Raw genomic sequence first — 26,708 nt, forward strand, 5'->3', positions numbered from 1 at the left:
CAGATCAACTCCTCCTGGACGGTCCGCGTCCACCGCGACGAGCTGGTCGAGTTCCAGGTCGACGGCACCCACGGCTCCACCGCCGCCGGAGCCCGGTCGTCCCACCACACGTGGTACGTGTCGACGACCACGCCGACCTGTGTCGCGGGGAAGTGCTCCGCGATCTCCAGGGCCTGGTCCAGGGTGGACACCGCGCAGCGGTCGGAGGCGTACATCGGGTGCAGCGCCTCGATGGCCAGGCGGACACCCCGCTCCCCCGCGTACGGGGCGAGCTCCGCGATCGCCTCGGTGATGCGGGACCGGGCGTCCGCCAGGTCGCGGCCCCCGGGGGCGAGACCGCCCGAGACCAGCACGAGGGTGTCCGTGCCGAGCGCCGCGGCCTCGTCGATCGCGGCGCGGTTGTCGTCCAGGTCGCCGGCCGTCGTGAAGAAGCCGCCCCGGCAGAGGGTGGTGACCCCGAGCCCGGCGTCCCGCAGCAGCGCGGCGGTGGCCTCGACCCCGTACGACCGGACCGGCTCGCGCCACAGTCCGACGCCCGGGATCCCCAGCCGTACGCAGTGCTCGACGAGTTCGGGCAGGGAGAGCTGCTTCACCGTCATCTGGTTGATCCCGAAACGGGAGAGGTCGTTCACCGCGGTACTCCGTACACCGTGAGCAGGGACGCCATCCGGGCCTCCGCCCGCTCGGGATCGGGGAACAGGCCGAGTCCGTCGGCCAGTTCGTACGCCCTGGCGAGGTGCGGGAGCGACCGGGCGGACTGCAGACCGCCGACCATCGCGAAGTGGTCCTGGTGACCGGCCAGCCAGGCGAGGAGGACCACGCCCGTCTTGTAGAAGCGGGTCGGCGCCCGGAACAGGTGCCGCGACAACTCCACCGTCGGGTCCAGGAGTTCCCGGAAGCCCCGCACGTCGCCGGTGTCGAGGACCCGGACCGCCTCGGCCGCGAGCGGGCCGAGCGGGTCGAAGATGCCGAGCAGGGCGTGGCTGAAGCCCGCTTCGTCGCCGGCGATCAGCTCCGGATAGTGGAAGTCGTCGCCCGTGTAGCAGCGGACCCCCTCCGGCAGGCGGCGGCGCAGGTCGACCTCGCGCCGGGCGTCGAGGAGGGAGACCTTGATGCCGTCGACCTTGTCGGGGTGCGCCTTGACGACCTCCAGGAAGGTCTCGGTCGCGGTGTCGAGATCGGCCGAGCCCCAGTAGCCGTCGAGCGCCGGGTCGAACATCGGCCCGAGCCAGTGCAGGATCACCGGCTCGGCGGACTGCCGGAGCAGCCGCGTGTAGGTGTCGAGGTAGTCCTCGGCACTCCGGGCCGTGGCCGCCAGGGCGCGGGAGGCCATGAGGACGGCCTGCGAGCCGGTCTCCTCGACGAGGGCGAGCTGCTCCTCGTACGCGGACCGGACGGCCGCGAGGCCGGCGGGACCGACGGGCAGGCCGCCGCCGGCGAGCTGGTCCGTGCCGACGCCGCAGGCGATCCGGCCGCCGACCGCCTTCGCCTCGGCGGCCGAGCGCCGGATCAGTTCCGCCGCCCCGGCCCAGTCCAGGCCCATGCCGCGCTGCGCGGTGTCCATCGCCTCGGCGWCGCCGAGGCCGTGGGACCAGAGGTGGCGGCGGAAGGCGAGGGTGGCGTCCCAGTCCACGGCGGCGGGCCCGTCGGGGCTGGTGTCGGCGTACGGGTCGGCGACCACGTGCGCGGCGGAGAAGACCGTACGGGAGGCCAGGGCGCCGCCCGCGGCGGGGCGGGCGGCGGCGGGACGCGGGGTGTACTCCCGGACCCCTCCCCCGGCCTGGGGCAGGCGGATCACAGGGCGACCTCGGGCACGTCGAGGCGGCGGCCCTCGGCGGCCGACCGCAGGCCCAGCTCGGCGAGCTGCACCCCGCGCGCGCCGGCCAGCAGGTCCCAGTGGTACTCCTCGCCGAGCACCACGTGCCGCAGGAACAGCTCCCACTGCGCCTTGAAGCCGTTGTCGAACTCGGTGTTGTCCGGGACCTCCTGCCACTGGTCGCGGAAGGACTCGCCGGCCGGGATGTCCGGGTTCCAGACCGGCTTGGGGGTGGCCGAGCGGTGCTGGACACGGCAGCCGCGCAGGCCGGCGACGGCGGAGCCGTGGGTGCCGTCGACCTGGAACTCGACCAGCTCGTCGCGGTGGACGCGGACCGTCCAGGAGGAGTTGATCTGGGCGACCGCACCGCCCTCCAGCTGGAAGATCCCGTAGGCCGCGTCGTCGGCGGTCGCCTCGTACGGCTTGCCCTGCTCGTCCCAGCGTCGCGGGACGTGGGTGGCGACGTGCGCGGCGACGGAGGTGACCCGGCCGAACAGCTCGTGGAGCACGTACTCCCAGTGCGGGAACATGTCGACGACGATGCCGCCGCCGTCCTCGGCCCGGTAGTTCCAGCTCGGCCGCTGGGCGTCCTGCCAGTCGCCCTCGAAGACCCAGTAGCCGAACTCCCCGCGGACGGACAGGATCTCGCCGAAGAACCCGCCGTCGACGAGGCGCTTCAGCTTGAGCAGGCCGGGCAGGAAGAGCTTGTCCTGGACGACGCCGTGCCGGACGCCGGCGGCCTCGGCGAGGCGGGCCAGGTCCAGCGCGCCCGCCAGGTCGGCGGCCGTGGGCTTCTCGGTGTAGATGTGCTTGCCGGCCGCGATCGCCTTGCGTATCGCCTCGACACGGGCGGAGGTGACCTGGGCGTCGAAGTAGACGTCGACGGTCTCGTCCGCGAGTACGGCGTCGAGGTCGGTGGACCACTCGGTCAGGCCGTGCCGCTCGGCGAGCGTACGCAGTGCGTGCTCGCGGCGGCCGACCAGGACGGGCTCCGGCCAGAGGGTCTCGCCGTTGCCGAGGTCGAGTCCGCCCTGCTCGCGCAGGGCGAGGATCGAGCGGACGAGGTGCTGGCGGTATCCCATCCGTCCGGTGACGCCGTTCATGGCGATCCGGACTGTCCTGCGTGTCACGAAGTCTTCCCTCCACCCACGACGGATCAGCGCTGTCCGCACTGCTGATAGAAAGCGCTTTCTACTGACAATGACGCTAGCCTGCCGACAACACGCCGGACAAGGGGTCGGCCCCCGTCACCTCGGAGGAACGCGATGACCGTCACGCTGGCGGATGTGGCTGCGCGGGCGCGGGTGTCCCCGGCCACCGTCTCCCGTGTCCTGAACGGCAACTACCCGGTCGCCGCGTCGACGCGGGAGCGGGTGCTGCGTGCCGTGGACGAGCTGGACTACGTCCTCAACGGACCGGCGAGTTCACTCGCCGCCGCCACCTCGGACCTGGTCGGCATCCTGGTCAACGACATCGCCGACCCGTTCTTCGGGATCATGGCGGGTGCGGCGCAGAGCGCCATCGGCGAGGGCGCGTCGGGGCGGGCGGGCGGCGAGAAGCTGGCCGTGGTCTGCAACACCGGCGGCTCCCCGGAACGCGAACTCACCTATCTGACCCTGCTCCAGCGCCAGCGGGCCGCGGCGGTCATCCTGACCGGCGGCTCCCTGGAGGACCCCGATCATCTGGCGGCGACGGCGGCCAAGCTGGCGCGGCTCGCGGACGCGGGGACCCGGGTCGTGCTGTGCGGGCGGCCGCCGGTGGCGGGGGACGCCGCCCTGGCGGCGCTCACCTTCGACAACCGGGCGGGGGCACGGCGGCTGACCGAGCACCTGCTGTCCCTCGGGCACCGGCGGATCGGCTACGTGGCCGGGCCCGCGAACCGGACGACGACCCGGCACCGGCTGGAGGGCCACCGGGACGCGATGGCCGCGGCGGGGTTGTCGGGGGGCCAGGAGGAGCTGACGGTGCACGGCCCGTACGACCGCCGCGCGGGCTACGACGCCACGCTCGAACTCCTGCGCAGGGACGGGTCGCTGACGGCGATCGTGGCGGCGAACGACACGGTGGCGCTGGGTGCGTGCGCGGCGCTGCGGGACCGCGGTCTGAGCATTCCGGGGGACGTGTCGGTGGCGGGCTTCGACGACCTCCCGTTCTCGGTGGACGCGGTGCCGGCGCTGACGACCGTACGGCTGCCGCTGSACGAGGCGGGGGCCCGAGCCGGCCGCCTGGCGATGGGCACGGAGGAGCCCCCGGCGGGCGGCATCGCGACGGTGCCGGGCGAACTGATGGTGCGCGACTCGACGGCGCCGCCGGCGACGGGCGCGCGGGAACGGGCCGCGCGCTCGGGACCCCGTCACCGGCGGGGGTCAGCCCCGTCGCCGCGAGGACCGCGTCGACGGTCTCCTCCACCGACTGCCGGGCGTTGTCGATCCAGACGCCGTCGCCCGACAGCTCCGCCCGCATCACCTCGTCCAGCGGCGCCCAGTCGGTCGTCAGGCGCTTGTCGCGCGCGTTGTTGCGCTCCCACGCCGTCGCCGGGCCCGGGGCGAGGAAGACGACGTGGAAGGGACGGTGCCGCAGAGTGGCGCGGTAGAAGTCCAGGTGGCTCCGGCGGACGACCACGTCGTCGATCACCGGCAGGAAGCCGGCCGAGGTGAAACTGTCCGCGAGCAGGCAGGCGTTGCGGGCCCGCAGGAAGATCTGGCGGTCGGCCTCCGGGTCGCCGTCCGGGGTCGGCCAGTGGCAGCCCCGGACGATGAGGTCCTGGAGTCGGTCGACCTCGATGTGCGCGGACCGCGCGAAGCGCGCGGCGAGGGCCGCGGCCACGGTCGACTTGCCGCTGCCGGGGATGCCGCTGAGCAGGACGGTCGCGGGCGCGGGGTCACGGTCGATCGGCACGAGTTCCATGCCACAGGACGATATCCGGATCTTGGTCGGCGCCCTCGGGTGCCCCGGCGGGCTCCCGCGCCGCCGCTCCGGAGGGGAGCTGCCCGGCACCGGCCGCGGCGGCCGCCACGACGGGGGGCGGCATCGCCGGCGCGGTGGCGGACGGGGCCGGGGCCGCCTCGGCGGGCGCGAGGGACGTCAGCGCCACTCCCCCGACCAGCAGCGCCGCGGCGCACCAGCGCAGCGGACTGACGCCCTCGCCCAGGAAGAGGGCCGCCGAGGACATCCCGAAGACCGGCACCAGCAGGGAGAACGGTGCGACCGACGACGCCGGGTGCCGCCGGAGCAGCCATCCCCAGGCGCCGAAGCCGAAGATCGTGGTGACCCAGGCGACGTAGAGGACGACGCCGGCCCCGGCCCAGTCCAGGCCGCGCAGCGCCGCGAGGTCCCGTTCAGGCCCCTCCAGGACGAGGGACAGGGCGAGCAGCGGCAGGACGGGGACGGTGCTGACCCAGACCATGAAGTTGAGGGCGTCGGGCGGGGCGGCCTTGCGGGTGAGCACGTTGGACACGCCCCAGCAGGCCGCCGCGGCGACGCAGAACGCGAAGCCGGCGAGGGGTCCCGAGGCGTCTTCGTCGACCGCGGCCACCCCGATGCCGGCCAGCGCGACCGCCATGCCGACCAGCTTCGTCCGCCCCGGCCGCTCGCCGAGCGCGACGAAGGCGAAGAGGGCCGTGAACACCGCCTGGATCTGCAGGACCAGCGAGGAGAGCCCGGCCGGGGCGCCCAGGTCCATGCCGGTGAAGAGCAGGCCGAACTTGGCCACGCCGAGGACGAGTCCGACGCCCACGATCCACTTCCAGGCCGCCTTGGGGCGGCCGACCAGGAACACGGCGGGCAGCGCGGCGACGAGGAAGCGGAGGGCCGAGAAGAGCAGCGGGGGGAAGTGGCCGAGGCCGATCTCGACGACGACGAAGTTGACACCCCAGACGGCGGCGACGAGCGCGGCCAGGGCGATGTGGGCGGGTCGCATGGGTCGAGCATCGCCGCCCCCGACCGTGTAGCACCAGCACGGATCCCTTCATGGTTGGATGAAGCAGCGCTTCATCCCACCTGTCGCCGTACCGTCGCCGAGGAGGCATCGTGCTGGATCTCGGACGCCTGCGGGCGCTGCACGCCGTCTCCGTCCACGGGACGGTGGGCGGTGCGGCCGCCGCCCTCGGCTACACGCCGTCCGCGGTCTCCCAGCAGATCGCCAAGCTGGAACGGGAGACCCGCACCACCCTCCTCGAACGCCAGGGCCGTGGCATCCGGCTGACCGACGAAGCGCACCAACTGGTCGCCACGGCGGAACAGTTGCTGTCCCTCGTCGAGGAGGCGGAGGTACGGCTCGAGGAGCGGCGCGGGCTGCCCGCCGGACGGCTGGCGATCGGCTGCTTCGCGAGCGCGGCGCGCGGTCTGATGCCACGGGCGCTCGCCGAGCTGGCCCGGCGCCATCCCTCGCTGGACGCCCGGCTCACCGAGGTCGACCCGCACGTGTCGATCGAGCTGGTGGCGCGAGGGGTGATCGACCTGGCCGTCGCCCACGACTGGGACATCGCGCCGATGCCGACCCCGCCGGGCGTGGAGCAGGCGGTGATCGGCGACGACCTGTGCGACGTGCTGGTCCCGCGCGCGCATCCGCTGTCCGAGCGGGCGTCGGTGCGGCGGGAGGAGCTGGCGGGCGAGCGGTGGATCTCGCAGCCGCCGGGGACCGTGTGCCACGACTGGCTGATGCGGACGCTGCGGTCCACCGGGTACGAGCCGCACATCGTCCACCAGGCCGAGGAGAACCACACCCAGGTCGCGCTCGTCGCGGCCGGGCTCGGGGTCGCGCTCGTGCCGCGGCTGGGCCGCGGGGCCCTGCCGCCGGAGGTGACCCCGGTCCGGCTGGACCCGGTCCCGACCCGTCGGCTGCGGGCCCTGTGGCGTACGGGCGCGGCCCGCCGCCCGGCCATCACCGAGACGGTCCGCACGCTCCAGGAGCTCTGGCCGTCGGTCGCGGCCGCGATCTGACCCCGGCTCACCTCCATCCCGCACGGCCGGTACCGACCTGCCGGGGCTTCCTCCGGTGACCCCCACCCGTGCCCGTGGACGCGCCGACCCGTGCGCACGAACCCGTACGCACCCGCGCACTCCCGCCCACAGCAGGCCCGGCGCGCGAGGCCCGTGGACGCACCACGCGACGCGTTTCTTGCGCAGATCCTTGACCTGGCAGTTACTTTCGGGCTATCCGTGGCACCTTGGAAGTTTCCTTCACCATTGCACGGCCGGAAGGAGCATCAGTGCACCACCGCGCCACCTCCAGACGCACCCTCCTCACCGTCACCGCCGCCGCTGCCGCGGCGGCCGTCACCGGCGTGACCGCCCCGCTCGCCCACGCCGGGACGGACTCCGGATCCGACTCCCGCCCGGGGGCCGGCCTCCCCGACGCCCGGCTGCGCCGCCTCATCTCCGGCATGTCGCTGGAGGAGAAGGTCGGCCAGCTCTTCGTCATGCGGGTGTTCGGCCATTCCGCCACCGCCCCCGACCAGGCCGACATCGACGCCAACCTCGCGGAGATCGGCGTCCGCACCGCCGCCGAGCTGGTCGACCGGTACCACGTCGGCGGGATCATCTACTTCGCCTGGACGCACAACACCCGCGACCCGCACCAGATCGCCGAGCTCTCCAACGGCATCCAGCGGGCCGGCCTCGCCCAGCGGACCCCCCTCCCCCTGCTGATCTCCACCGACCAGGAGCACGGCATCGTCTGCCGGGTCGGCGAGCCCGCCACCCTCCTCCCCGGTGCGATGGCGCTCGGCGCCGGAGGCTCCCACTCCGACGCCCGCCGCGCCGCCCGGATCGCGGGCGCGGAGCTGGCCGCCGTCGGCATCCGGCAGAACTACGCCCCGGTCGCCGACGTCAACGTCAACCCCGCCAACCCCGTCATCGGCGTCCGCTCCTTCGGCTCCGACCCGCAGGCCGTCGCAGGACTGGTCGCGGCCCAGGTGAAGGGCTACCAGCGAGCCGGAGTCGCGGCGACGTCCAAGCACTTCCCCGGCCACGGCGACACGGCCGTGGACAGCCACTACGGCCTGCCGACCATCACCCACACCCGCGAGCAGTGGTCCGAGCTCGACGCCCCGCCGTTCCGCGCCGCGATCGCCGCCGGGATCGACTCGATCATGACCGCGCACATCGTCGTGCCCGCGCTCGACCCGAGCGAGGACCCCGCGACGCTCTCGCACCCGATCCTGACCGGGATCCTGCGCGGGCAGCTCGGCTACGACGGCGTCGTCGTGACGGACGCGCTCGGCATGGAGGGCGTCCGGACCAAGTACGGCGACGCGCGGGTCCCGGTCCTGGCGCTGAAGGCCGGCGTCGACCAGCTGCTCAACCCGCCGAAGCTGGACGTCGCCTGGAACGCCGTGCTCGACGCGGTCAAGGGCGGCGAGCTCACCGAGGCACGGCTCGACGAGTCGATCCTGCGGATCCTGCGCCTCAAGGCGAAGCTGGGACTCTTCGAGGAGCCCTACGTGAGCCGGGCGGGCGTGGACCGCACGGTCGGCATCCCGTCCCACCTCGCGCACGCCGACCGCATCGCCGAGGAGACCACCACCCTGCTCCTCAACGAGGGCGGGCTGCTGCCGCTCTCCCGCCGGAGTCACGGCGACGTCCTGGTCGTGGGCGCCGATCCGGCCTCGCCGTCCGGGACGACCGGGCCGCCGACCACCACCCTGGCCACGGCCTTCACCGAACTCGGCTACACCGCGACGGCGTTGTCCACCGGAATCACGCCGACCGCGGCGAAGATCGACGAGGCGGTGGCCGCGGCGGCCGGCAAGGACGTGGTCGTCGTCGGCACCTACAACGTGACCGCGACCAGCCCCCAGCGGACCCTCGTCTCCCGGCTCGCCGCGACCGGCGTCCCCGTGGTCACGGTCGCGATCCGCAACCCGTACGACATCGCCCAGCTCGCCGGCCAGCGCGCGACCGTCGCCACGTACTCCTGGACCGACGTCGAACTGCGGGCGGCCGTAAGGGTCCTGGCGGGCCGGGCGCGGCCGCGGGGGCGGCTGCCCGTGCCCGTGCAGCGGGCGGACGACCCGACCCGGGTGCTGCACCCCGTCGGCTTCGGCCTGTCGTACCGGTGACCCGGCGGGTGTCCCGCCGGGCCGGTCCGGCGGGACACCGGCCATGAACGACCGCGTGGCCGGACCCCCGAGGGGTTCCGGCCACGCGTCGTTCGATGCCGGGGGTTACGGCCGGAGGCCGTGCTCCCGGTTCAGCTGCTCGTCGTCCACCGTGTCGAGGCGGGCGTCGAAGCGGGCCAGCGGCCGGGCCGCGGCGGTCGCCTGGGCATCGACTCCGGCCCAGGCCAGGATGCGGGCGGTGGCCTTCGTCCGCTCGGCCTCGACGAGCGCGGCGACGGTGGCACCGTGGTTGGCGCCCGGCGCGTAGTAGACGTAGCTGTCGCGCGTGCCCTTGCCGAGGTGGAACGGTTCGGCACCCCAGGGGTCGTTGCCGCCGTAGACGAACAGCATCCGGTTCGCGTTCTTGCGGACCCAGTCGTCGACGTCCCGCATGACCCACGGCTTGAACTTCATCGGGATCTCACGCGGCACGAAGTTCCGGGCCGGCTGGTAGCCGTAGCGGCTCAGGCCCTTGAGGTGCGGCTGCTCGATGGTGGGCGAGCCGAGCTCGGTCGCCGCCTGGTAGTAGTACGGGGTGTACGCCTCCAGGCCCTGGTCGGTGTACGCCGAGAAGCCGGAGTAGGCGTCGATCGTCTCGTACACCGTGTCGTCGGTGGCCGTGGCGGCGTCCGGGATCTGGTCGCAGACGTCCTGGCCGTAGTACTGCCAGAAGCCCCAGACGAAGTCGAGGACGACGGCCTCGTACGCCTTGTCGAGGGAGCCGACGGTGTTGAAGGTGGCGCCTTCCGAGGCCGCCCACGCCTTGTACTTCTCCTCCAGCGGCGCGCGGCGGACGAGCGCCTCGCGCTGCATCGCGTTGAGGCGGTCGCGGCACTCCTTCGTCCCGACGTTCGCGAAGAAGCGGTCGTACGCGGAGTCCTCGTTGTTGACCACGTCGTTGGGCGCCACGTAGGCGACGACACCGTCCATGTCACGCGGGTAGAAGCGCTCGTAGTACGTCGCCGTCATGCCGCCCTTGGAGGCGCCGGTGGAGAGCCACTTCTTCCCGTAGATCGTCTTCAGGGCGGTGAAGATGCGGTGCTGGTCGCTGGCGGCCTGCCAGATGTCCAGCTTGCTCCAGTCGGCGGGCTGCGGCCGGGACGGCGTGAAGAACCGGTACTCCATGGAGACCTGGTTGCCGTCGATGATCCGGGTCGGCTCGCTCCGGCTGGGGGTGGTGCTCAGCGAGTAGCCGCTGGTGCGGAAGACCGTGGGGCGGTCCGAGTCCTTGTGGAGGACCGAGATCCGCTGCTGGAACGTGCCCGCCCAGGGGCGGTGGTGGTCGATCGGCTGCTCGTAGTTCAGGACGAAGTAGCGGTAGCCGGCGTAGGGCTTCTCCTCGATCAGGGTCATCCCGGGGATCGCCAGGATGCGGTCCTTGATGTCCGTGGTGGCGGACGTGCCGGCGGTCGTGACGCCGGACGCGCCGGTGGCCGGCTCCGCGGCGGTAGCCGCGCCGGTCGTCCCGACGGTGCCTATGAGCACCGTGAGCGACAGCAGCCATCTCAGCGACTTGCGCATTCACCCTCCCCATGATTCACAACGGTGTCGCGAACCTAGCGGGGCGAACGTGTGTGCCGCCAGACCCAGTTGGCCCTTACCTATGCTTCAACACAGGATCCACCCGGTCGACACCGTACGCCCGGCGACGGTGCCCGAGGCCCGGACGCAGCGGTTGAGCGCGTGCACCGTGACGGGCCCGGCCTGGCGGCTGAACCGTCCGCTGTCGACGACGGGTCGGCCGCCCCGCGGCTGGAGCGAGACGGCCATCGCGCGCCGCGCGCCGGGGCGCTTGGCGACGGTCAGGGCGCAGACGTACTGCCGGGTCTTGTAGAGGCGCAGTTCGCCGGTGGCGAAGGGCACGGTCTTGGTGGGCCGCCCGCTGCACACGGAGGCGGCCTCCGCGGACGCGGCACCGGGCCCTCCGAGAACCAGCCCGCCCGCGGTGAGCAGGACCGCCGTCACCTGCCCGAGCAGCCGCACACCGCGCGCTCCCACTCTCGTCTCACCGAACACGTGTATCCCTCCCACCTCTGTGCCGTACGTGCGTACGACGCACGGGAGCCCCAGTCGGTTGCCTCCGGTGTCGGCCGGCGGCCGGCCTCCGGGGCTCGAGCCCCGCCGGCGCCACTCTGAAGACCGGTTCCAGGGGGCGTCTTGCCGATCGGGCCGGGAGCCCGGCAAGACCGGCTCAAGACGCCTAGCCCGTCGAGGTGAGGACGAGCAGCAGGAAGACGCACTCCGCGCCGATCAGGGTCCAGAACGCGGCCTTGCGGGACGCGGCGGGGGGTGCGGTGTCCGGGGTGCACAGGGCGTGGATCCAGGCCGCGGCGGCCACCGCCAGGGTCGCCAGGTAGAACCACGGCGGGGTCGTGGAGCAGCCCACGCGGTAGCCGACGCAGCGGCCGGCGTTCTCGGAGGCGAGGGCCAGGATGCCGGCGAGGACCGTCGCGGGGATCAGCAGCAGGCCGGCCCAGAGGGACCGGGTGCGCAGGCGGACGGCCTCGGCCGAGGGGGCCGACGGGGCGGCGCCGGCCGGGGCGTGGTCGGGGACGGAGGCGGAGCGCTCGGTGCTCATGGGCCGATTCCATCCCGTGCACGGGGCGGCCGGCATGCGCCGGCCTACTCAGATCCCCGGGTACGGGTACTCACACCCGCTCCGGCTCCTCCTCGCCGATGAAGGTCCGCCACAGCTCCGCGTACATGCCGCCGCGGGCCAGCAGTTCGTCGTGCGTGCCGTCCTCGGCCACCTTGCCGTCGGCCATGACGACGACCCGGTCGGCACGGGCGGCCGTGGTGAGGCGGTGGGCGACGACCAGGGTCGTGCGGCGGCCCACGAGGCGGTCGGTGGCCTGGTTGACCTGCGCCTCGGTGGCCAGGTCGAGTGCCGCCGTCGCCTCGTCCAGGAGCAGTACGTCCGGGTCGACCAGTTCCGCGCGGGCCAGCGCGATCAGCTGGCGCTGCCCGGCCGAGAGGTTGCGGCCCCGCTCGGCGACCTCGTGGAGGTAGCCGCCGTCCAGGGTCGCGATCATGTCGTGCGCGCCGACCGCGCGGGCCGCGGCCTCGACCTGGGCGTCGGTCGCGTCGGGGCGGCCGTAGGCGATCGCGTCGCGGACCGTGCCGGCGAAGAGGTAGGCCTCCTGCGGCACGACCCCGAGCCGGTGGCGGTACGAGGTGAGGTCCAGGTCCCGCAGGTCGGTGCCGTCGGCGGTGACCCGGCCGCCGGTCGGGTCGTAGAACCGGGCGACCAGCTTGACCAGCGTGGACTTGCCGGCACCGGTCTCGCCGACGAAGGCGACGGTCTGGCCGGCCGGGATGCGCAGGTCGATCCCGGTCAGGGCCTCCTCCTCGTCGCCGTAGGCGAAGGAGACGTCCTCGAAGGCGATCTCGCCGCGCAGCGAGAGCACGTCGAGGGGTTCGTCGGCCGCGGCCGTGGAGGTCGGCTCGCGGAGCAGCTCCTGCATCCGCCCCAGTGAGACGGTGGCCTGCTGGTAGCCGTCGAAGACCTGGGAGAGCTGCTGCACCGGCGCGAAGAACAGGTCGATGTAGAGCAGGTAGGCGACCAGCGCGCCGGTGGTCAGGGTGCCCGCCTCGATGCGGTTCGCGCCGACGATCATGACGGCCGCGGCGGCGACGGAGGACAGCAGGGTGACGAACGGGAAGTAGACCGAGATCAGCCACTGGCCGCGGACCCGTGCGTCGCGGTAGTCGTCGCTGCGTTCGGTGAAGCGGGCCACGCCGTCGCGCTCGCGGCGGAACGCCTGCACGATCCGCAGTCCGGAGACGGACTCCTGCAGGTCGGCGTTGACGACGCTGATCCGCTCCCGGGCGAGCTCGTACGCCTTCACGCTGGAGCGGCGGAAGAAGTACGTGCCGACGGCGAGGACGGGCAGCGTCGCGAAGACGACGAGGGCGAGCTGGAGGTCGAGCGCGAGCAGCGCGCCCATGATCCCGAAGAAGGTGACGACGGAGACGAAGGCGGTGACCAGACCCGTCTGCAGGAACGTGGACAGCGCGTCCACGTCCGTGGTCATCCGGGTCATGATCCGGCCGGTCAGCTCGCGTTCGTAGTAGTCGAGGCCGAGACGCTGGAGCTGGGCGAAGATCTTCAGCCGCAGGGCGTAGAGGACCCGCTCGCCGGTGCGGCCGGTCATCCGGATCTCGGCGGTCTGCGCGACCCACTGGACGAGGACGGTCAGCAGGGCGAGCGCGGAGGCGGCCCAGACGGCACCCAGGGCGAGCCGGTTGACCCCGTCGTCGATGCCGTGGCGGATCAGCACCGGCAGCAGCAGGCCCATGCCGGCGTCGACGGCGACCAGACCGAGGCTGAGGAGCAGCGGCAGTCCGAAGCCGCGCAGCAGCCGGCGCAGCCCGTAGGAGTCCTCGGGGGTGACGGCGCGGGCCTCGTCGATGTCGGGGGTGTCGGTGGCCGGCGGGAGCGCCTCGACGGCGGCGAGCAGCTCGGGGGTGGCGCCGGGCGCGGCGGCCTCCTCGGCCTCCTCCTCACGGATCCACAGGGCGGTGGTGATGCCGCGCTCGACGTCGAACTCGGCGTCCATCTCCTCGCGGAGCGTGCGGTCCTCGGGGATCTCGACGGGGGTGAGCCGGCCGGGCGAGACGCCGCCGAGCTCGTCGGGGTCGGTGAGCAGCTTCCGGTAGAGCGCGGAGCGCTTCTCGAGCTCCTCGTGGGTGCCGAGGTCGGCGAGCCGGCCTTCGTCGATGACGGCGATCCGGTCGGCGAGGCCGAGGGTGGAGCGGCGGTGGGCGATGAGGAGGGTGGTGCGGCCCGCCATCACCGAGGCCAGGGCCTCGTGGATCTCGTGCTCGACGCGGGCGTCGACCGCGGAGGTGGCGTCGTCGAGCAGGAGCAGCCGCGGGTCGGTGAGGATCGCGCGGGCCAGCGCGACGCGCTGGCGCTGCCCGCCGGAGAGGGTGAGGCCGTGCTCGCCGACCTTGGTGTCGTAGCCGTGGGGCAGCTCGGCGATGAAGCGGTCCGCCTGGGCGGCGCGGGCGGCCGCCTCGATCTGTTCCTGGGTGGCGTCCGGATGGCCGTACGCGATGTTGGCGCGCACCGTGTCGGAGAACAGGAAGCTGTCCTCCGGCACCAGCCCGATCGCGGCGCGCAACGAGTCGAGGGTGAGTTCACGGACGTCGTGGCCGCCGACGAGGACGGCGCCGCGGGTGACGTCGTAGAAGCGCGGCAGGAGGAGCGAGACGGTGGACTTGCCGCTGCCGGAGGCGCCGACCACGGCGACGGTCTCGCCCGAGCGGATCTCCAGGGAGAAGCCGTCGAGGACGGGCCGGCCGTCCTCGTACGCGAAGCTCACGTCGTCGAACTCGACCGTGGCCTCGGCGTCCGCCGGGAGCTCCTTCGTGCCGTCCCGCAGCGTGGGCTCGGTGTCGATGAGCTCCAGCACGCGCTCGACGCCGGCGCGGGCCTGCTGGCCGACGGTGAGGACCATGGCGAGCATGCGGACCGGGCCGACGAGCTGGGCGAGGTAGGAGGAGAAGGCGACGAAGGTGCCGAGGGTGATCTGGCCGCGGGTGGCGAGCCAGCCACCGAGGGCGAGGACGGCGACCTGGCCGAAGGCGGGGACGGCCTGGAGCGCCGGGGTGTACCGGGCGTTCAGCCGGATCGTGCGCAGCCGGCCGGCGAAGAGCTTGCGGCTGGCGTCGCGGATCTTGCCGGTCTCCTGCTCCTCCTGGCCGAAGCCCTTGACCACCCGGACGCCGGTGACGGATCCGTCGACGACTCCGGCGACGGTGGCGGCCTGGGCCTGCGCGTACCAGGTGGCGGGGTGCAGGCGGGTGCGGCTGCGCCGGGCGATGAACCAGAGGGCGGGGGCGACGGCGAGCGCGACGAGGGTGAGCGGGAGCGACAGCCAGGCCATCACGACCAGGGAGATGAGGAAGAGCAGGAAGTTCCCGATGGTCATCGGGAGCATGAAGAGCAGGCCCTGGATCAGCTGGAGGTCGCTGGTGGCGCGGCCGACGACCTGGCCGGTGGACAGCTCGTCCTGGCGGCGGCCGTCGAGCCGGGTGATCGTCCCGTACATGTCCGTGCGGAGGTCGTGCTGGACGTCGAGGGCGAGGCGGCCGCCGTAGTACCGGCGGACGTAGGTGAGGAGGTAGACGAGGACGGCGGAACCCAGCAGGAGCCCGGTCCAGACGGCGAGGGAGCGGGTGCCCTCGCCGACCACGTCGTCGATGATCACCTTGGTGATGAGCGGTACGAGGGCCAGCACGGCCATGCCGAGCAGCGAGGAACCGAGCGCGAGCACCACGTTCGCGCGGTACCGCCACGCGTATCCGGTCAGTCTGCGCGCCCAGCCCTGCTCTTTGTGCCCCACCGCCGCCACGTGGCGCCTCCCGTTCGTCCTGGTCTGCCGGAAGGCACCAACGCGGGCGGCCGGTGATTTCATCCCGCCGCAACAAAGCGGGGGTGAAGACCGGTCCGTGGACCTAGGTCCACGGACCGGTCGGGGCCGGGAACGGCGCCGGGGCGCCGCTCCCGTCACAGGTGTGTCGGCTCGAACATCCGGAGCAGCGCCGGCAGGACCACGACCGACGGTCCCGGCGTCGCCAGGGCCTTCGCGAGGTCCGACGTCAGCGACTCGGGCGTCGTGCGGACCGCGGGGACGCCGAAGGACTCCGCGAGGGCGACGAAGTCCGGGCGGGCCAGCTCCGTGGCCGTGGCCTCGCCGAAGGCGTCCGTCATGTACTCGCGCAGGATGCCGTAGCCGCCGTCGTCGACGATCAGCCAGGTCACGTCGGAGCCGTACTGCTTCGCCGTCGCCAGTTCCGCGATCGAGTACATCGCGCCGCCGTCGCCGGAGACCGCGAGGACCGGGCGGGTCGGGTCGGCCGCCGCCGCGCCGAGCGCCGCCGGGAAGCCGTAGCCGAGGCCGCCGGCGCCCTGGGCGGAGTGCATGGTGTTCGGGTGGCGGGCGTCGAAGGCGGACCAGGCCCAGTAGGCCAGGATCGTCATGTCCCAGAAGCTCGGGGACGTGTCCGGCAGCGCCTCGCGGACCGAGGCGACGATCCGCTGCTCCAGGCCGAGGTCCTGGGCGGCGATCCGGTCCCGGACCCTGGCCAGGACGGTGGCCACCCGCGCGGGCGCGTCGGGGTCGGTGCGCTCCGGCACGGTCTCCAGGAGCGCCGAGAGGCCGAGCCGCGCGTCCGCGTGGATGCCCAGGGCGGGGTGGTTGGACTCGAGCTTCCCGGCGTCGGCCTCGATCTGGATCACCCGGCCGCGCGGGGCGAAGGTGTGGTAGTTCGAGGACAGCTCACCGAGGCCGGAGCCGACCACGAGCAGGACGTCCGCGTCCTCCAGGAAGTCGGTGGTGTGCCGGTCCTCCAGCCAGGACTGGAGCGAGAGCGGGTGCTCCCAGGGGAAGGCGCCCTTGCCGCCGAAGGTGGTGACCACGGGCGCGCCGATCCGCTCGGCGAGCGCGAGCAGCTTGCCGGAGGCGTCGGCGCGCACGACGCCGCCGCCGGCGATGATCGCGGGGCGTTCGGCGTGCGCCAGCAGGTGGGCCGCCACCGCCGTCAGCTCGGGCCGGGGCACGACCTCCTCCGGCGTCGCGTCCATCGCCGTGACGACCGGCAGGGTCGTCTCGGCGAGCAGCACGTCCTGCGGGATCTCCACCCACACCGGCCCGTGCGGGGCGGTCAGCGCCGACTCCCAGGCCGCCGCGATCGCGGAGGGGATCTGCGACTGCGTACGGACGGTGTGCACGGACTTCACGACGTCACGGAAGGACGCCTGCTGGTCGCGCAGCTCGTGCAGGTAGCCGTGGCGGCCGCCGCCGAGTCCCGCGACGGGGACCTGGGAGCCGATCGCCAGGACGGGGGCGGAGGCCGCGGCGGCCTCCTGGAGCGCGGCCAGCGACATCAGCGCGCCGGGACCGGTGGAGAGCAGCAGCGGGGCCGCCTCGCCGGTGATCCGGCCGTACGCGTCGGCGGCGAAGCCCGCGTTGTTCTCCACGCGCAGCCCCACGTAGCTCAGCGAGGAGCGGCGCAGTGCGTCGAACATGCCGAGCGCGTGCTGCCCGGGCAGGCCGAAGACCGTGGTCGCGCCGAGGCCGGAGAGGGTCTCGACGACGAGGTCGCCGCCGTTCCGCCCGGCGGGCGGGTTGAGCGCGGCCTCGGTCTGCGCGGCGGTGGGCCGCAGCACGAGGTCGTGGTCGTGGGTCATGACATCCCCTCGGGGTGGCGTGGTCGGTCGGTGTGGCGCGTGGGCGGGCGAGGCGGCCGCGCACCCACGATGCCGGGTCCCGCGGCGGGGGGCGCGCCCCGGGTGCGGCGGGCGGTCGCGTGGCGGCCCGCCCGGTCCGCCGGCCCGCGCGGGGCGGGGCTGCCGAGCAGCTCGTCGGCGGCGGGCCTCGACGGTCTCGACCGCCTCGTTGATGTTGAAGGGGTTGGCGGCGATGTCGCCGGCGTCGGCGACTGCGCCAGGGCGAACGGCGAGGCGTCCTGCGCCGGGTTGTACGGGCGGAGCAGGCGGGACGCCTCGCGGATCGCGTTGCCGCCGAAGCGGGCGGCCGGGGCGGCGGTTCGGGGCCCGGGCGGCGTCGAAGCGCCCGCGTACGTACGTCGGTACGCGGACGTCCGCCGCCCTGCCGAGGCACGGCACCGGACACCGCGCCCCCACCGGCGCCACGTCGGCGACCTTCCCTCTGGGCTGCCGCGCGACGCCTGGCGCGTGCCCTAGCGCGCGGCCTGGTCCTCGCCGGCGGCGCGGCTCGCGGCGATCTGGCGGGACATGATCGTCGTCAGCTCGTACGCGGTGTGCGAGGCGGCGACGGCGGTGATCTCGGCGTGGTCGTACGCGGGGGCGACCTCGACGACGTCGGCCGAGACCAGGTTGCAGGAGGACAGGCCGCGCAGGATCTCCAGCAGCTCGCGGGAGGTCATGCCGCCCGCCTCGGGGGTGCCGGTGCCGGGCGCATGCGCCGGGTCCAGGCAGTCGATGTCGATGGAGATGTACAGCGGGCGGTTCCCGATGCGCTGGCGGAGCTGGTCGGCGACCTCGTCGGCGCCGCGGCGGTAGATGTCCGCCGAGGTGACGATGCCGAAGCCCATCTTCTCGTCGTCGGTGAGGTCCTGCTTGCCGTAGAGCGGGCCGCGGGTGCCGACGTGGGACAGCGCCTCGGTGTCGAGGATGCCCTCCTCCACGGCGCGGCGGAACGGCGTGCCGTGGGTGTACTCGGCGCCGAAGTACGTGTCCCAGGTGTCGAGGTGCGCGTCGAAGTGCAGGAGCGCGACCGGGCCGTGCTTCTTGGCGACCGAGCGCAGCAGCGGCAGCGCGATGGTGTGGTCGCCGCCCAGGGTCATCATGCGCGCCCCGGTGCCGAGCAGCTCGTCGGCGGCGGCCTCGACGGTCTCGACCGCCTCGTTGATGTTGAAGGGGTTGGCGGCGATGTCGCCGGCGTCGGCGACCTGCGCCAGGGCGAACGGCGAGGCGTCCTGCGCCGGGTTGTACGGGCGGAGCAGGCGGGACGCCTCGCGGATCGCGTTGCCGCCGAAGCGGGCGCCGGGGCGGTAGGAGACGCCGCTGTCGAAGGGGACGCCGACCACGGCGACGTCGGCGGTGCCGACCTCGTCGAGTCGCGGCAGCCGGGCGAACGTCGCGGGACCGGCGTACCGCGGGATGCGGGACGAGTCGATCGGGCCGCGGAAGGCGCTCTGGTCGCTGCTGCTCATGGTCGGGTCCTCCTGAGGGGTGGGTATGACGTCCGGACTGATCGCGTCCGGTGGTTCGTGGGTCAGCCGGTCACGGGCGCCGGTACGGTCTCCGGCTCCGTGTGCTCGGCCGTGTCCGGGTCCTGGCCCGCCAGCCGGGCGCGCCAGTGGGCGAGCACGGCGGCGTCCGTCGGGCGGGTCGCCAGGGAAACGATCACATAGGCGGCAAGCGATGCCAACAATCCATAGTAAACAGGCTCATTTGCCAAGATTCCGTAAGACCACATCAGGCCAATGACCGACAGCCCGCCGACGGCGACCGCGGCCAGTGCGCCCTGCACGGTGCCGCGGCGCCACAGCAGGCCGCCGAGGATCGGCACGAGCAGGCCGCCGACCAGCAGGTTGTACGCGACGGTCAGCGCCTGGACGACGTCGTTGAGGGCGATCGCGATACCGATCACGGCGACGCCCATGACCAGGATGAAGACGCGGTTGCCCTTCACCTCGTCGTGGTCCTCCCCGCGGTCCGCGACCACGCCGCGCAGCCGCGACCAGATGTCGTTGTTGGCGACGGTGGCGCAGGCGATCAGCGCACCGGAGGAGGTCGACATGACGGCGGCGAGGGCGGCGGCGAGCACCAGTCCGCGCACGCCCATCGGGAGCTCGTCCTTGACGATGGTGGCGAAGGCGTCGTCGGCGCTGGGCAGGTTCGGGTAGAGCACCTTGGCCGCCGTGCCGATGACCGCGCCGGCGAGGGCGTACAGCAGGCAGTACGTGCCGGCGACGGTGCCGCCCCACCGGGCCACCTTGTCGGTGCGGGCGGTGAAGACCCGCTGCCAGATGTCCTGGCCGATGAGCATGCCGAAGGTGTAGATCAGCACGTAGGTGAAGATCGTCTCGCCGCCGATGCCGAGCGGCGCGAAGTACTCGGTGGGCAGCTGGGCCTTCATCTCGGCGAAGCCGCCGGCCTTCACCACCGCGATCGGCAGCAGCAGGATCAGCACGCCGATCGTCTTCACCACGAACTGCACCATGTCGGTGAGCGTGATCGACCACATGCCGCCGAGCGTCGAGTACGCGACGACGATGGCGCCGCCCAGGACGATCGCCACGGTGCGGGCCGATGGTGGAGGCGCCGCCGAGGACGATGGCTGCCATGGTCCCGGAGTACATCCAGGGCCCGAGCCGGCGGCCCGCCACCAGGAACTCGCTCTTCGACCTGGCGCGGCGCATGCCCCACCAGCCCATCGCGAGCATGCCGGCCAAGTACAGGACGATCACTGAGTAGTCGACGGCCATGGGGCGGGCCCTCCTTCGTTCACCTCGGTGGCGTGTCGTGCGGGGAGACCTCGTGACCTCGAATTCCTCGAAGGCCCGAGGGGCTGACCAGAGGCTGATCACGGGGACATCCGCCCGTACCCGCGGCCTGTGGATGGCACGACAGTAGGTGGCCGGAAAGCGACGATGAAGTGTACGTTTCCTCCATCGCCCGCCCCTCGGATGTACGAAGGATCCACGGCCATGTCCGCACCGTGGCGATCGTCCTGGGCGGCGCCATCGTCGTCGCGTACTCGACGCTCGGCGGCATGTGGTCGATCACGCTCACCGACATGGTGCAGTTCGTGGTGAAGACGATCGGCGTGCTGATCCTGCTGCTGCCGATCGCGGTGGTGAAGGCCGGCGGCTTCGCCGAGATGAAGGCCCAGCTGCCCACCGAGTACTTCGCGCCGCTCGGCATCGGCGGCGAGACGATCTTCACCTACGTGCTGATCTACACCTTCGGCATGCTCATCGGCCAGGACATCTGGCAGCGGGTCTTCACCCCCGCCGCCGGTCTCCCCGGCCCCGCCGGTCGCCCTGACGTCCCTGCTCGGACGCCGCGACCTCGGCCTGCGGCTGCTCGCCGGCCCCGAGGACGTCTCGATCCACTGGGTCCACACCTCGGAGATGTCCGACCCCTATCCCTATCTGCTCGGCGGCGAGCTGCTGATGACGGCGGGCGTGCAGCTGACCGATCCCGTGCGCTACGTGGCGCGGATGGTCGAGGCGGGGGCTGCGGCCCTGGGATTCGGCGTCGCCCCGGTGTACGACACGGTGCCCGCGGAGGTCGTCGCGGCCTGCGAGCGGTACGGGCTGCCGCTCCTGGAGGTCCCGCCGGAGACGCCGTTCACGGCGGTGGCCCGGGCGGTGTGGCGGCTGATGGCCGAGGCGCGCCACCGCGAGCTGCGCCGGGTGACCGAGGCACAGCAGTCCCTGGCGACGGCGGCGGCCCGGCCGGCGCCGGTTCCGGCGGTGCTCGCGGCGCTGGCCTCCCGGCTCGGCGGGCGGGCGGTCCTGTTCACCGCGGAGGGCGCCGCGGACGCCGCGGCGGGGCGGCCGATCCCGGCGGGGGCCACGCGGGCGCTGCGCGAGCTGGCGCGCGTGGTCGGCCCGCCGCGGCCGGACCCGGGGAAGGGCGCGGGACGGGCGGTCGCCCGCGCGGGCGCCGAGCGGCGGGCCGCCACGGCCGGCGCGCCCGCCTCCGCGGGCGGGGACGCGGAGGGCTGGCGTCTCGCCGCCTACGCGCTGGGCGGCGCCGACGGGCTCACGCTGGGCGTCGCGACCGAGGGACGCGAGCCCGGCGACCACACGATCGCCGGCGTCGCGGTCGTCCTGCTCTCCCTGCTGACCGCGCCGCACCGCGGCGCCGGCGTCGCGGCGCGGGACGCGGCCCTGGTACGGCTGCTGCTCGGCGCGGACCCGGCCGAGGCGACCGCGGCGCTGGGCGCCGGACCCTGGACGGTGGTCCACGCCCGCGGCGGCGACGGCACCCCCTTCGCCGCGGCGTCCCTGGCGGCGGCCCTGGGCACGCCGCTGATGGACGCCGGGGACGCGGGGGACACGACGGCGGCGGGGGACGGCGCCGCGTCCCGGCGGAGGGCCGGAGGCGACCCGGCGACCGACTCCCCCGGGGCATCCCCCCGCCGGGAGGCCGGCGGCGCCGGCGCCCCCGCACCGTCCGGCGCCTCCCCCGCCCCGGCGGCCCGGCACCCGGACGTCCGGCTGCTGCTGCCCGCCGGGCAGGAGGTCGAGCCGCAGCCGGGATGGGTGCTCGGGGCGAGCGCGCCCGTCGGCGCGGCGGAGCTGGCGGTCGCCGACGCGCAGGCGGCACGGGCGGTCCGGCGGGCGGAGGCCGCGCGGGTGCCGCTGGCACGGCACCGGCCGGCGGGCCTCGGCGCGCTGGTGGACCGGGCGGAGGCGGCCTCGTACGCCCGCGCCCTGCTGGCCCCGCTCTCGGACCCGCTGGCCGAGACGCTGCGCACCTGGCTGTCGCTGCACGGCAGTTGGGACCGGACGGCCGTGGCGATGGAGATCCACCGCAACACCGTCCGGCAGCGCGTCGCGCGCTGCGCCGCGCTCCTGGAACTCGATCTGGACGACGCGGACGTGCGGATGGAGCTGTGGTTCGCCCTGCGTTCCCGCTGAGGTCCGTTGTGAGATGAACGACCTCGGGGGTCCGCCTCTGGACACCGGCGCGAACTGCTGGGTAACTTTGCTGTCACGCTACTGAGCAAGCGCTTAGCCATGGCCCGCACACCGGAGGAGTCGTACCGTGCGCCGTACCGTATTCGACGAGGACCACGAGGCGTTCCGGGAGACCATCCGCGCCTTCATCGAGGCCGAGGTCGTCCCCGTCTACGACGAGTGGTTCGCCGCGGGCCAGGCGCCGCGCGACTTCTACGCCAAGCTCGGCGAGCTGGGCATCTTCGGCATCAACGTCCCCGAGGAGTTCGGCGGCGCGGGCCTGGACACCCACAAGTTCGAGGGCGTCCTCTACGAGGAGACCGCGCGCGCCGGCGTGCAGTTCGGCGGCTCCGGCGTGCACGTGCTGCTCGCCCTCCCCTACATCAAGATGCTCGCCACCGACGAGCAGAAGAAGCGCTACCTGCCGAAGTTCGTCTCCGGCGAGGAGATGTGGGCGCTGGCGATGACCGAGCCGGGCACCGGCTCCGACGTCGCGGGCATGAAGACCACGGCCAAGCTCTCCGAGGACGGCACGCACTACGTCCTCAACGGCGCCAAGACCTTCATCACCGGCGGCGTGCACGCCGACCGTGTGATCGTCTGCGCCCGCACCTCGGCCCCCACCGAGCAGGACCGCCGCTTCGGCATCTCCCTGTTCGCCGTGGACACCAAGTCCGAGGGCTACTCCATCGGCCGCAAGCTGGACAAGCTCGGCCTGCGCACCTCCGACACCGCCGAGCTGGCGTTCGTCGACGTGAAGGTGCCGGTCGAGGACCTGCTCGGCGAGGAGGGCAAGGGCTTCTCGTACCTCGGCCACAACCTCGCCTCCGAGCGCTGGGGCATCGCCTTCGGCGCGTACGCGCAGGCCAAGGCCGCCGTCCGGTTCGCCCAGCAGTACGTGCAGGAGCGCACCGTCTTCGGCAAGCCGGTCGCCCACTTCCAGAACACCAAGTTCGAACTGGCCGCCTGCAAGGCAGAGGTGGACGCCGCCGAGGCCGTCGCCGACCGCGCCCTGGAGGCCCTGGACGCGGGCGAGCTGACCCCGGCCGAGGCCGCGAGCGCCAAGCTCTTCTGCACCGAGGTCGCGCACCGCGTGATCGACCGCTGCCTCCAGCTGCACGGCGGCTACGGCTACATGAACGAGTACCCGATCGCCCGCCTGTACGCCGACAACCGCGTCAACCGCATCTACGGCGGCACCAGCGAGATCATGAAGTCGATCATCGCCAAGTCGATGGGTCTCTAAGTGCCCGAGGCTCTCGACGCTCTGCTCGATCTGCTCGACCTGGAGCAGATCGAGCAGAACTTCTTCCGGGGCCAGTCCCGCTCGGCCGTCGTCCCCCGCGTCTTCGGCGGCCAGGTGGCCGCCCAGGCGCTGGTGGCGGCCGGGCGGACCGTCCCCGAGGACCGGCTCGCCCACTCCCTGCACGCCTACTTCCTGCGGGCCGGGGACCCGGGCGCGCCGATCGTCTACACGGTCGACCGCATCCGTGACGGCCGTTCCTTCACCACCCGCCGGGTGGTGGCCGTCCAGCACGGGCAGCCGATCTTCCACCTCTCCGCGTCGTTCCAGGCGTACGAGGAGGGGCTGGAGCACCAGTACGACATGCCGGCCGCGCCGGACCCGGAGACCCTGCCGACGGCCGCGGAGATGCTGCCGCGCCATCTGCCCGCGCACGTCGCCCAGCGGCTGGTCGACGCGCGGGCCGCGGTGGACCTGCGGTACGCCGACGTGCCCCCGTGGGGCAGTGTCGGGGAGCCGCGCGAGCCGCGCTCGCAGGTGTGGTTCCGCACCAACGGCAAACTGGCCGACGACCCGCTGCTGCACGTCTGCCTGGCCACCTACGTCTCCGACATGACGCTGCTCGACTCGGTGCTCCTCGCCCACGGGCGGGGCGGCTGGGCGGTCGGCGACGTGGTGGGGGCCTCGCTGGACCACGCGATGTGGTTCCACCGGCCCTTCCGCGCCGACGAGTGGCTGCTGTACGACCAGGAGTCGCCGTCCGCCTCGGGCGGGCGCGGGCTCGGCCAGGCCCGGATCTACACGCAGGACGGGAAGCTGGCCATCTCGGTCATCCAGGAGGGTGTCGTTCGCGTTCCGCGCTGACGGCCGGACGTACCGTCCGGTGCATGGCGGAACAGGGCGAGAGTGTCTTCACGGTGATCGTGGCGGCGGCGGCGAACCTCGGGATCGCCGCCGCCAAGGCCATCGCCGGCGTGATCAGCGGATCGAGCGCGATGCTCTCCGAGGCCGCCCACTCGGTCGCCGACACGGTCACCGAGGTGATGCTGCTGGCGGCGCTCAGACGGAGCGCGAAGCCGGCCGACGAGGACCATCCGCTCGGCCACTCCGGCGAGCGGTACGTCTGGGCCCTGCTCGCCGCCGTCGCCACCTTCGTCGGCGGCGCGGTCTTCTCCGTCTACGACGGCGTCCACACCCTCACCCACGGCGAGGACCTGGGCGATCCGCTCGCCTCCTACATCGTGCTCGGCGTCGCCTTCGTCCTGGAGGGCTTCTCGCTGCGGACCGCGCTGCGGCAGGCCAGGGGCGAGGCGGCGGCGGCGCGGGCACCCCTGGGCCGCTATCTGCGGCTGACTCCGGACACCACCGTGAAGGCCGTGGTGATGGAGGACTCCGCCGCGCTCGCCGGACTGATGCTGGCGGCGGGCGGCCTGCTCGGCGGCGAGATCACCGGCTCGGGCGTGTGGGACGGGGTCGCCTCGATCCTCATCGGCGCCCTGCTGGTGTACGTGGCCTGGGAACTCGGCCGCTCCAACGCGGCGCTGCTGATCGGCCGCCCGCTGCCGCGCCCGATGCGCGAGGCGGTCCGGGAGGAGCTTCTCTCGGTGCCGCACATCATCGGTGTCCTGGAGCTGACCACCCTCATCCAGGGCCCGGACGAGGTCCTGATCGCGGCGAAGGTCGACTTCCGGGACGTGGCCTCGGCCGCGCAGGTCGAGTGGGCCTGCGAGGAGGCCGAGGAGCAGCTCCGGGAGCGCATGCCGTCGATCGCACGGGTGCATCTGGACCCGACCCCGGGGGTGACCCGCCGCGCGGCGGGCGGCCCCGGGGACGGCGGCTGACGTCCGGGCCCGGCCCCGGGCGTCAGTCGCCCAGGCCCGCCGCGTCCAGCAGGTACGCCGTCATCGGCTCGTAGAAGCGCGGGTCCACCACGTGGTCGTCGAGCGGGATGGTCACCTGCATCGTCCCCTCGGCCTCGCCGATGAAGAGGGCGGGGTCGTTGCAGTCGGCGTAGCCGACGGAGTCGACGCCCCGCTGGCCCGCGCGGCCCGCCCAGCCGTGGTCGGCCACGACGAGGTCGGGCCGGCCGTCCTCGCCGAGCGCGTCCAGGATCGCGTTCATCGGCTCCGGGGAGTGGGTGTGCCAGAGGCTGGCCCCCCGCTCGAAGACGGCGACGTCGGCGAACTGCACGACGTAGCCCTCGTCGGCGACGAGGCCGCCGGGGATCCGGACGATGTCGCAGCCGCGGGCGCGCAGGGCGGCGGCGACCCGGCTGTGGGCGTCGATCAGGGCACCGGGGTGACCGGTCGCGAAGAGCACCCGCTCCTTGCCGGCGGCGGCCTTGCGCAGCCGGGCGGCCGCCCGGTCGAGGGCGTCGACGGTGAGCTCGGGGTCGATGGTGTCCTGCCCGGCGCGGTGGGCGGGGTCGTCGTTGACGCCGCACCTCTCCGCCATGACGGCGAGCACGTCCTGCTCGTCGGTCCACCGGTCGCCGAGTTCCAGGCCGAGCCAGTAGTGCCGGTCGCCGTTGGCGAGCTTGCGGTAGTGGGAGAGGTTGTTGTCACGCGGGGTGGCGACGTTCCCCGCGATCCGGGTCCGGACGAGGTGCTCGACAAGGGCGGGGCGGCTGAGTATCGGCATGGTGCTCATTCTGCGCGACCCGCGTCCCCGATGGGCAGTCGGTTCCGCCCGGGGAGACGCTCCCTCAGGCCGCCAGCGCGCCGAAGGCGCCGTGCGCCAGGCGGCGCAGCAGTTCCTCCATGGCCGTGCGCCCGAGCGCGGCCAGGTGCGGCGTCGAGTTCAGCAGGCCGAACACCGCGTGCACGGCGGCCCGCGCCTCCGACTCCCCCGCCGCCGGGTAGAGCTCGCGGACCACCGCCACCCACAGTTCCACGTACTGCCGCTGGAGCTGGCGGACCCGCTTGCGGTCCTCGTCCTTGAGCCGGTCCAGCTCCCGGTCGTGCAGGGTGATCAGCGGCCGGTCGTCGAGGGCGAAGTCGATGTGGCCGTCGATGAGCGAGCCGAGGAGCGCCCGCGGGTCGCCGACCGCCTCGCCCGCCCGCAGCCGTCCGCCGTCCAGCAGCCGCTCGCTGATCCCGACGAGCAGTTCCGCGAGCATCGCGTCCTTGCCCGCGAAATGCCGGTAGAGCCCGGGGCCGCTGATGCCGACGGCCGCCCCTATCTCGTCGACCCCGACACCGTGGAAGCCGCGCTCGGCGAAGAGGCGGGCAGCCTCCTTGAGGATCTGCTCGCGTCGCGTCGGGGCGTCGGTCCTGGCGGTGGTGGTCATGCGTCCGATTCTAGACAATGCGGTTAGCGGTCGTTAACCTGATGGGCATACGTTAACGCTCATTAACCGAGC

18 protein-coding genes and 5 pseudogenes are annotated in these 26,708 nt (G+C 73.4%); 8 read left to right on the forward strand and 15 right to left on the reverse strand.

Going from position 1 to position 26,708, the window contains the following annotated elements; all coding sequences use genetic code 11:
• The 3 genes from EAO71_RS14260 to EAO71_RS14270 form a co-directional block, all read right to left on the reverse strand.
• The coding region (locus EAO71_RS14260; RefSeq protein ID WP_147979291.1) for a sugar phosphate isomerase/epimerase family protein at positions 1–599 on the reverse strand (599 nt) is incomplete at its 3' end.
• A 29-nt stretch (positions 600–628) separates the two neighbouring features.
• Positions 629–1,798, reverse strand: a complete 1,170-nt coding sequence (locus tag EAO71_RS14265) for a dihydrodipicolinate synthase family protein (RefSeq protein ID WP_147978081.1) — start codon at positions 1,796–1,798, stop codon at positions 629–631.
• Positions 1,795–2,946, reverse strand: coding sequence for a Gfo/Idh/MocA family protein (locus EAO71_RS14270; protein WP_147978082.1), 1,152 nt, complete (start codon positions 2,944–2,946; stop codon positions 1,795–1,797). Before EAO71_RS14270 ends, EAO71_RS14265 begins: the two co-directional genes overlap by 4 nt.
• Positions 2,947–3,081: 135 nt before the next feature.
• Here EAO71_RS14270 and EAO71_RS14275 point away from each other — a divergent pair.
• Positions 3,082–4,131 (forward strand): annotated as a pseudogene (locus EAO71_RS14275) (LacI family DNA-binding transcriptional regulator); the annotation flags it as partial.
• A gap of 43 nt (positions 4,132–4,174) precedes the next feature.
• Here the strand turns inward: EAO71_RS14275 and EAO71_RS14280 are convergent.
• Both EAO71_RS14280 and EAO71_RS14285 read right to left on the reverse strand, forming a co-directional pair.
• Positions 4,175–4,723: pseudogene (locus tag EAO71_RS14280) on the reverse strand (AAA family ATPase); the annotation flags it as partial.
• Positions 4,698–5,735, reverse strand: coding sequence for an EamA family transporter (locus EAO71_RS14285; protein ID WP_147978083.1), 1,038 nt, complete (start codon positions 5,733–5,735; stop codon positions 4,698–4,700). The pseudogene EAO71_RS14280 and the gene EAO71_RS14285, both read right to left, overlap by 26 nt.
• Before the next feature lie 110 nt (positions 5,736–5,845).
• Here EAO71_RS14285 and EAO71_RS14290 point away from each other — a divergent pair, with 110 nt between their 5' ends.
• Positions 5,846–6,757, forward strand: coding sequence for a LysR family transcriptional regulator (locus EAO71_RS14290; RefSeq protein WP_147978084.1), 912 nt, complete (start codon positions 5,846–5,848; stop codon positions 6,755–6,757).
• Positions 6,758–7,026: 269 nt separating this feature from the next.
• On the forward strand, positions 7,027–8,877 hold the full coding sequence (locus EAO71_RS14295; protein WP_147978085.1) for a glycoside hydrolase family 3 protein: 1,851 nt from the start codon (positions 7,027–7,029) through the stop codon (positions 8,875–8,877).
• A 105-nt stretch (positions 8,878–8,982) separates the two neighbouring features.
• Here the strand turns inward: EAO71_RS14295 and EAO71_RS14300 are convergent, their stop codons facing one another.
• The 8 genes and pseudogenes from EAO71_RS14300 to EAO71_RS14335 form a co-directional block, all read right to left on the reverse strand.
• On the reverse strand, positions 8,983–10,437 hold the full coding sequence (locus EAO71_RS14300; protein ID WP_147978086.1) for an alpha/beta hydrolase family protein: 1,455 nt from the start codon (positions 10,435–10,437) through the stop codon (positions 8,983–8,985).
• A gap of 87 nt (positions 10,438–10,524) precedes the next feature.
• Entirely contained in the window at positions 10,525–10,932 is a 408-nt protein-coding gene (locus EAO71_RS14305) for a hypothetical protein (RefSeq protein WP_410093970.1), read from the reverse strand.
• A gap of 184 nt (positions 10,933–11,116) precedes the next feature.
• Complete coding sequence (locus EAO71_RS14310; RefSeq protein WP_147978087.1) at positions 11,117–11,494, reverse strand: hypothetical protein; 378 nt, start codon at positions 11,492–11,494, stop codon at positions 11,117–11,119.
• A 70-nt stretch (positions 11,495–11,564) separates the two neighbouring features.
• Complete coding sequence (locus EAO71_RS14315) at positions 11,565–15,338, reverse strand: ABC transporter ATP-binding protein (RefSeq protein ID WP_410093971.1); 3,774 nt, start codon at positions 15,336–15,338, stop codon at positions 11,565–11,567.
• 92 nt (positions 15,339–15,430) lie between these two features.
• Positions 15,431–17,113, reverse strand: a complete 1,683-nt coding sequence (locus EAO71_RS14320; RefSeq protein WP_147978089.1) for a thiamine pyrophosphate-binding protein — start codon at positions 17,111–17,113, stop codon at positions 15,431–15,433.
• A 152-nt stretch (positions 17,114–17,265) separates the two neighbouring features.
• Positions 17,266–17,463: pseudogene (locus EAO71_RS14325) on the reverse strand (arginase family protein); the annotation flags it as partial.
• Between the two features lie 162 nt (positions 17,464–17,625).
• Positions 17,626–18,621: an agmatinase gene (gene speB / locus EAO71_RS14330; RefSeq protein WP_147978090.1), complete on the reverse strand. Its 996-nt coding sequence runs from the start codon at positions 18,619–18,621 to the stop codon at positions 17,626–17,628.
• 62 nt (positions 18,622–18,683) lie between these two features.
• A pseudogene (locus EAO71_RS14335) lies at positions 18,684–19,899 on the reverse strand (sodium:solute symporter family transporter).
• Positions 19,900–20,126: 227 nt separating this feature from the next.
• Between EAO71_RS14335 and EAO71_RS38790 the strand changes: the two are divergent.
• From EAO71_RS38790 to EAO71_RS14360, 5 genes and pseudogenes are all read left to right on the forward strand, one after another.
• Positions 20,127–20,423, forward strand: a pseudogene (locus tag EAO71_RS38790) (sodium:solute symporter family transporter); the annotation flags it as partial.
• A 34-nt stretch (positions 20,424–20,457) separates the two neighbouring features.
• Complete coding sequence (locus tag EAO71_RS14345) at positions 20,458–22,065, forward strand: PucR family transcriptional regulator ligand-binding domain-containing protein (protein WP_147978091.1); 1,608 nt, start codon at positions 20,458–20,460, stop codon at positions 22,063–22,065.
• A 127-nt stretch (positions 22,066–22,192) separates the two neighbouring features.
• Positions 22,193–23,350: an acyl-CoA dehydrogenase family protein gene (locus tag EAO71_RS14350; RefSeq protein ID WP_147978092.1), complete on the forward strand. Its 1,158-nt coding sequence runs from the start codon at positions 22,193–22,195 to the stop codon at positions 23,348–23,350.
• The gene (gene tesB / locus EAO71_RS14355; RefSeq protein ID WP_147978093.1) at positions 23,351–24,211 is read left to right on the forward strand and encodes an acyl-CoA thioesterase II; all 861 of its coding nucleotides are present in this window, start codon (positions 23,351–23,353) and stop codon (positions 24,209–24,211) included. It begins immediately after the preceding gene.
• 23 nt (positions 24,212–24,234) lie between these two features.
• Positions 24,235–25,188: a cation diffusion facilitator family transporter gene (locus EAO71_RS14360; RefSeq protein ID WP_147978094.1), complete on the forward strand. Its 954-nt coding sequence runs from the start codon at positions 24,235–24,237 to the stop codon at positions 25,186–25,188.
• A 22-nt stretch (positions 25,189–25,210) separates the two neighbouring features.
• Here EAO71_RS14360 and EAO71_RS14365 read toward each other — a convergent pair whose 3' ends face one another.
• A complete protein-coding gene (locus EAO71_RS14365) occupies positions 25,211–25,987 on the reverse strand; it encodes a phosphatase (RefSeq protein WP_147978095.1) in 777 nt (258 codons plus the stop codon).
• A 64-nt stretch (positions 25,988–26,051) separates the two neighbouring features.
• Positions 26,052–26,636 (reverse strand): SACE_7040 family transcriptional regulator, encoded by a 585-nt coding sequence (locus tag EAO71_RS14370; RefSeq protein WP_147978096.1) that lies wholly within the window; start codon positions 26,634–26,636, stop codon positions 26,052–26,054.
• Between the last annotated feature and the right edge of the window lie 72 nt (positions 26,637–26,708).

This window comes from Streptomyces sp. MS191, from assembly GCF_008042125.1.
Taxonomy (GTDB): Bacteria; Actinomycetota; Actinomycetes; order Streptomycetales; family Streptomycetaceae; genus Streptomyces.